Source organism: Agrobacterium sp. DKPNP3, from assembly GCF_052686535.1.
In genome coordinates this window covers 1-6,756 of the sequence record NZ_JBQYSN010000153.1, presented here as the reverse complement: position 1 = coordinate 6,756, position 6,756 = coordinate 1, and the positions used below count along the sequence as shown (strand labels likewise).

General features: G+C 60.2%; 5 protein-coding genes and 1 pseudogene. 4 read left to right on the top strand and 2 right to left on the bottom strand.

What is annotated here, in order from left to right; all coding sequences use genetic code 11:
- Nucleotides 1–129 (bottom strand): annotated as a pseudogene (locus ACUTJJ_RS24375) (type I methionyl aminopeptidase); the annotation flags it as partial.
- Nucleotides 130–183: 54 nt separating this feature from the next.
- Nucleotides 184–1,245, bottom strand: a complete 1,062-nt coding sequence (locus ACUTJJ_RS24370) for an LLM class flavin-dependent oxidoreductase (RefSeq protein ID WP_445543710.1) — start codon at nucleotides 1,243–1,245, stop codon at nucleotides 184–186.
- 220 nt (nucleotides 1,246–1,465) lie between these two features.
- Between ACUTJJ_RS24370 and ACUTJJ_RS24365 the strand changes: the two genes are divergently transcribed.
- The 4 genes from ACUTJJ_RS24365 to ACUTJJ_RS24350 form a co-directional block, all read left to right on the top strand.
- Entirely contained in the window at nucleotides 1,466–2,242 is a 777-nt protein-coding gene (locus ACUTJJ_RS24365; RefSeq protein WP_445543709.1) for a 3-hydroxybutyrate dehydrogenase, read from the top strand.
- A 137-nt stretch (nucleotides 2,243–2,379) separates the two neighbouring features.
- A complete protein-coding gene (gene xdhA / locus ACUTJJ_RS24360) occupies nucleotides 2,380–3,849 on the top strand; it encodes a xanthine dehydrogenase small subunit (protein ID WP_445543708.1) in 1,470 nt (489 codons plus the stop codon).
- 2 nt (nucleotides 3,850–3,851) lie between these two features.
- Nucleotides 3,852–6,191: a xanthine dehydrogenase molybdopterin binding subunit gene (gene xdhB / locus ACUTJJ_RS24355; RefSeq protein WP_445543707.1), complete on the top strand. Its 2,340-nt coding sequence runs from the start codon at nucleotides 3,852–3,854 to the stop codon at nucleotides 6,189–6,191.
- Between the two features lie 195 nt (nucleotides 6,192–6,386).
- On the top strand, nucleotides 6,387–6,756 hold a 370-nt coding region (locus tag ACUTJJ_RS24350), incomplete at its 3' end, for an XdhC family protein (RefSeq protein ID WP_445543706.1).

Genomic DNA, 6,756 nt, shown 5'->3' with positions numbered 1-6,756 from the left:
GCCGATCGCATCCAGCTCGGCCGTGGTGATGCCCGGTTCCAGCGCGTCGGCCATGGTCTGCATGGCCACGGCACAAAGGCGGCCGATATCCTTCAGCAGATCCAGTTCTTCGTCGGTGGAAATGACCATATCTCTGTCCGTTATTCTGCATGGCGGGTCTGAAAACGCCCGCCCTGGTAATCATCAGGCCGTGGCTTTCACCGGATCGGCGCGCCCCGTCAATTCTTTTCTGACGATCGGAGCGACTTTCGTACCATAAAGCTCGATGCCGCGCATGATCTGGTCATGCGGCATCAGGCCGATGGCCATCTGCAACAGGAAGCGATCATTCCTGAAGACGCCATGCGCCTTGATGATCTTTTCCGCCACCAGTTCCGGTTCGCCGAGGAAGAGATTGCCCTCCGGTCCGCGCGCCGCATCGAAATGCGACCGGTTTGTCGGTCCCCAGCCGCGCTCGCGGCCGATGCGGTTCATCACTTCGGCCTGCGGCCCGTAAAACTGGTCGGCTGCCTTGTCGGTGGTGTCAGCGATGAAGCCATGGACGTTGATGCTGGTGCGCAGTTTCGTCTTTTCCTGCCCCGCCCGGCGTGCTGCCTCATGGTAGAGATCGAACAGCGGCGCAAACCGGCGATATTCGCCGCCGATGATGGCAAGAGCCACCGGCAGGCCCATGGCGCCGGCGCGCGCCACCGATTGCGGCGTGCCGCCAACCGCGATCCACACCGGTAGACGCTCCTGTAACGGACGCGGATAAACGCCACGACCATTGATCGCCGGATGTTTGGTGCCGGACCAGGTAACGATTTCCTGTTCGCGCAGCGCCAGCAGCAGATCGAGCTTTTCGGCAAAGAGAACGTCGTAATCTTCGAGATCGTAACCGAAGAGCGGGTAGGACTCGATGAAGGAACCGCGCCCGGCCATGATCTCGGCACGACCGTTCGAGAGAAGATCGACGGTCGAGAACTGCTGGAATACCCGCACCGGATCATCGGAGCTCAGCACCGAAACCGCACTCGTCAGGCGAATGTTCTTTGTCTTGACCGCGGCCGCCGCAAGCACTGTGGACGGGGAGGAGACGACATAATCGGGGCGGTGATGTTCACCCAGGCCGAACACATCGAGTCCGACCTGGTCGGCGAGTTCGATTTCCTCGAGCAGTTCCCGCAGGCGGCGCGCGCCTTCCGGCCCACGGCCATCGACGGGATTGGGATTGACATCCGCGAATGTGTAAAGACCGAGTTCCATTATCGATACCTCTGTTTTCCTGCCAAACAGATAGGCATGGAAAGGCTCGAAGACAAACGCAACATCTGCCGCAAAATCTGGATGCTTCGCGTCGAAAAAATCGATGACCGCACCCGCACGAAGCGCCTTGCACCCTCAATCCTAAATGGCGATTGCCAGCCCGCCCCCTTTGGGCATAGGCTGCTTAAATATGTGCGAAGTAATGCAAAAAGGGGACAGCATGCATCGGACAGTTATCGTGACAGGCTCCACAAGCGGCATCGGCCTTGGCATCGCGCAGAAATTTGCGCGGGGGGGCGCCAATATCGTGCTGAACGGCTTCGGTGACGAGGATGAAATCGAAAAACTGCGCCTGCTGCTGGAAGCAGAAAGCGGCGGGCGCGTGCTTTACCACCCCGCCGATATGACGAAACCGGACGAAATTGCCGACCTCATCAATTCCTCCCATGAAAAGCTCGGCTCGGTGGATGTGCTCATCAACAATGCCGGCATCCAGCACATCGCGCCCATTGAAGAATTCCCGACGGAAAAATGGGACTGGATCATCGCCATCAATCTGACCAGTTCCTTCCATACGATGCGCGCTGCGATACCGCTGATGAAGAAGGCCGGCAAAGGCCGCATCATCAACATTTCCTCGGCCCACGGTCTTGTCGCCTCGCCTTTCAAATCGGCCTATGTGGCGGCCAAACATGGCATCATGGGCCTGACGAAGACGGCGGCGCTGGAACTTGCCCAGACAGGCATCACTGTCAACGCCATCTGTCCGGGTTATGTGCTGACGCCGCTGGTGGAAAAACAGATACCTGAGATGGCCAAGGTGCGCGGCATCAGTGAAGAGGCGGTGAAGAACGACGTGATGCTGGAATTGCAGGCGACCAAGCAGTTCGTCACAATCGATGACGTGGCAGCCGCTGCGCTTTTCTTGGCAAGCGACGCTGCGGGCAACATAACAGGCACCCATATTTCCGTGGATGGCGGCTGGACGGCGCAATAATTACCAGATTTTCTTTCCGTTATGGAAACAATGAATTGCGAAAACGGAAATCGATATGTGCGCAGTAGCGTGCATAGATACGTCAGGATAATCACAAGAAGCCGGGTTGGCAGCCGGCCAAAACGGCAGGGCATTGCATGAAAGACGCGATCAGCTTCATCCTCAACAGCGAAACCATCTCGCTTAAGGGTTTCGGACCGACCGACACGCTTCTCGATTACCTCCGCATCAGCAAGCGGCTGACCGGGACCAAGGAAGGCTGTGCGGAAGGCGACTGCGGCGCATGCACCGTGCTGGTCGGACGGCTGCTTGATGGATCGCTGCGGTATGAAAGCGTCAATGCCTGTATCCGTTTTCTGGGCTCGCTGCATGGCACCCATATCGTCACGGTAGAGCATCTGGCCGCGCGCGACGGCACCTTGCACCCCGTGCAGCAGGCCATGGTGGATTTCCACGGCTCGCAATGCGGCTTTTGTACGCCGGGTTTCATCATGTCGCTTTACGGCCTCTGGCTATCAAGCGAAAAACCCGGCCGCGCCGATATCGAAAAGGCGCTGCAAGGCAATCTCTGTCGATGCACTGGTTACGAGCCGATCGTGAAAGCCGCCGAAAAAATCGCTGCCGCCCGCCCGAGCGCGCTGTTCGACCCGCTGCAACGCGACCGCACGGATATCATGGCAAGGCTCTGGGCCGTCCGCGAAAACGAGACGATTACCGTCGTCAAAGGTGAGGATCGCACGATTATTCCGGCGACGCTTTCCGACCTGACGGAGATTTACGCCGCCGAGCCGAAGGCCACCATCGTTGCCGGCTCCACAGATGTCGGCCTGTGGGTGACGAAGCAGATGCGGGTGCTGAACCCCGTCATCTTCATCAACAATCTCGGGGATCTGCAAACCATCACCGTGGGCGAAGACGGCATCACGCTCGGCGCAGGCGTCACCTACAGCCAAGCCTTCAAGACCATTGCAGAGCATTTCCCGCCGCTTGCCCGGCTGTTCGACCGTCTCGGCGGCGAGCAGGTGCGCAATATGGGCACGATCGGCGGCAACATCGCCAATGGCTCGCCCATCGGCGACACACCACCGGCACTGATCGCGCTCGGGGCCACGCTCACCCTGCGCTCCCCGTCCGGCAATCGCAGCCTGCCGCTGGAAAGCTATTTCATCGATTACGGCAAGCAGGACCGGCTGAGCGGCGAATTCGTCGAAAAGCTTTTCATTCCGTTCCAGAAGCCGGAAAGCCATTACGCCGTCTACAAGATTTCCAAACGTCGCGACGAGGATATTTCTGCGCTCTGTGGGGCTTTCCATCTGACGCTTGATGCTGAGGGCGTCGTTGAAGACATCCGCATCGCCTTCGGCGGCATGGCCGGCACGCCGAAACGGGCCGCGCATCTGGAGGCGGCGCTTCTCGGTAAAGCGTGGAGCCAAGACACAATCGATGCCGCGCGCGACGTGCTGGACGAGGATTTTACACCGTTGACCGACTGGCGTGCGACGGCCGAATATCGGCAACTCACGGCCAAGAATTTGCTGACACGGTTTTTCCTCGAGACATCAGGGGAAAAGCAGGAACTTGCCCGCTTCTCGCTGGAGGAGGCGTGAACATGGACACGACGAGCTTCGACAAGACCAAGACGGAAATCGATAGCCCGATGCACACCTCGCTCCGGCACGATTCCGCTCACAAGCATGTCACCGGCAGCGCCGAATATATCGATGACATTCCCGAACCCGCCGGACTGATCCACGGTGCACTCGGCCTTGCCGACCGCGCCCATGCGGAAATCCTCTCAATGGACCTGTCCGAGGTGGAAGCCACACCGGGCGTGCTCTGGGTCATGACCGGTAAGGACGTGCCCGGCGAAAACGACGTCTCTTCCGGCGGCCGTCACGACGAACCTTTGCTGGCCGAGACAAAGGTCGAGTTCCACGGACAGCCGATCTTCGCAGTCTTTGCCGAAACCCGCGATATCGCCCGCAAGGCGGCTCGCAAGGCGAAGATTACTTACAAGGATCTGCCGCATTTCACCGATATCGACACAGCGATTGAAAATGGCGGCGCGCTCGTCATCGATCCAATGACGTTGAAACGCGGCGATGCGAAGCTGGAAATGGATGTCACACCCCGCCGCCTTACCGGCACGATGCGCATTGGCGGACAGGAACATTTTTACCTCGAAGGCCATATCGCCATGGCGGTGCCGGGTGAAGACGACGATGTGACGGTCTGGAGCTCCACCCAGCATCCGAGTGAAATCCAGCACATCGTCAGCCACATCCTGCAGGTGCCGTCCAATGCCGTCACCGTGCAGGTCCGCCGCATGGGCGGCGGTTTTGGCGGCAAGGAAACTCAAGGGAACCAGTTCGCCGCCCTCTGCGCCATCGCCGCGAAGAAGCTGAACCGGGCCGTGAAAATCCGCCCGGACCGCGACGAGGACATGACGGCGACAGGCAAGCGCCATGATTTCCGCGTCGATTACGAACTGGGCTTCGATGACGAAGGCCGCATCCACGCCGTCGATGCCACCTATGCCGCCCGCTGCGGTTTTTCCTCCGATCTATCCGGGCCGGTCACCGACCGCGCGCTGTTCCATGCGGATTCCAGCTATTTCTACCCGCATGTGCATCTTACCTCGCGACCGCTCAAAACCCACACGGTCTCAAACACCGCTTTTCGCGGTTTTGGCGGCCCGCAGGGCATGCTGGGGGCGGAACGGTTCATCGAAGAAATCGCCTATGCCGTCGGCAAGGACCCGCTCGATATCCGCAAGCTGAATTTCTACGGCGAGACCGGTTCCGGCCGCACCACGACGCCCTATCATCAGGAAGTCGAGGACAACATCATCGCCCGCGTCGTCGAAGAGCTGGAGACGTCAAGCGACTATCGCGCACGACGTGAAGCCATTACCGCGTTCAACAAGACGAGCCCGATCATCCGCAAGGGCATCGCGCTCACCCCTGTCAAATTCGGCATCTCCTTCACCATGACCGCCTTCAACCAGGCGGGCGCGCTGGTGCATATCTATAATGACGGCTCCATCCATCTGAACCATGGCGGCACCGAAATGGGCCAGGGCCTTTACACCAAGGTGGCGCAGGTGGTGGCCGATGCCTTCCAGGTGGATATCAACAGGGTGAAAATAACAGCCACCACCACAGGCAAGGTGCCGAACACGTCAGCCACCGCCGCCTCCTCTGGCACCGACCTTAACGGCATGGCCGCCTATGACGCCGCCCGCCAGATCCGCGAACGGCTGATCAAATTCGCCGCCGAGAACTGGAACGTACCGGAAGAGGACGTCGTCTTCCTGCCGAACCGCGTTCGCATCGGCCTTGAGGAAATCGCCTTCAACGATTTCATCAAAAAAGCCTATTTTGCCCGCGTGCAGCTTTCCGCCGCCGGTTTTTACAAGACGCCGAAAATCCACTGGGACCGCGCCGCGGGGCGCGGCACGCCGTTTTATTATTTCGCCTATGGCGCGGCGTGCTCGGAAGTATCGATCGATACGCTGACCGGCGAATACCTGATGGAACGCACCGATATCCTCCACGATGTGGGCAAATCGCTCAATCCAGCCATCGATATCGGCCAGATCGAAGGCGCCTTCGTGCAGGGCATGGGCTGGCTGACCACGGAGGAATTGTGGTGGGACGGCAAGGGGCGGCTGCGCACCCACGCACCTTCCACCTACAAAATCCCACTCGCCTCCGACCGGCCGAAGAGCTTCAACGTCAGGCTGGCGGAATGGTCGGAAAATGCCGAACCCACCATCGGCCGCTCCAAGGCCGTGGGCGAACCGCCCTTCATGCTGGCCATCTCGGTTCTCGAAGCGCTGTCCATGGCCGTCGCTTCCGTGGCCGATTACAAGGTTTGTCCGCGGCTTGACGCGCCAGCGACGCCGGAGCGGGTGCTGATGGCGGTGGAACGGTTGAAAAAGGTTTGAGGGAGGGCGTATCCATGCGGCCGAGCCCCCTCATCCGACCCTTCGGGCCACCTTCTTCCCGGCGGGGAGAAGAAATGTGCCGCGCCGCCTCACCCTTCCTGCAAGCACGTAAGGTGGATGGAGCCAGCGCCCCGGGTTTCTTCTTCCCGCCGGGGAGAAGGTGGCGCGCAGCGCCGGATGAGGGGGCCAGCACCCATGCCTGACACCTCCTTGCCCTCTTTCCTCGCCCGCTCCACCCCCACAATACTCGTGGAAATCGAAGCCGTGAAAGGCTCGTCGCCGCGCGAGGCTGGCACCTTCATGCTGGTCAGTCGGGAGACCATCTGGGAAACCATCGGCGGCGGCCAGTTCGAATATATGGCGATAGACCATGCTCGCGCCATGCTGCGAACAGGTGCTGCCGAGGATCGCATGGATATCCCGCTCGGCCCGGAAATCGGCCAATGCTGCGGCGGCCGCACCCTCATCCGCTTCCGGCGGGTCACGACGGAGATCGCGGCGGCGCTTGAGGCAAGGCTGAAGGGCGAAGCTGAGCAGCAGCCCGCCGTCTTCATTTTTGGCGCCG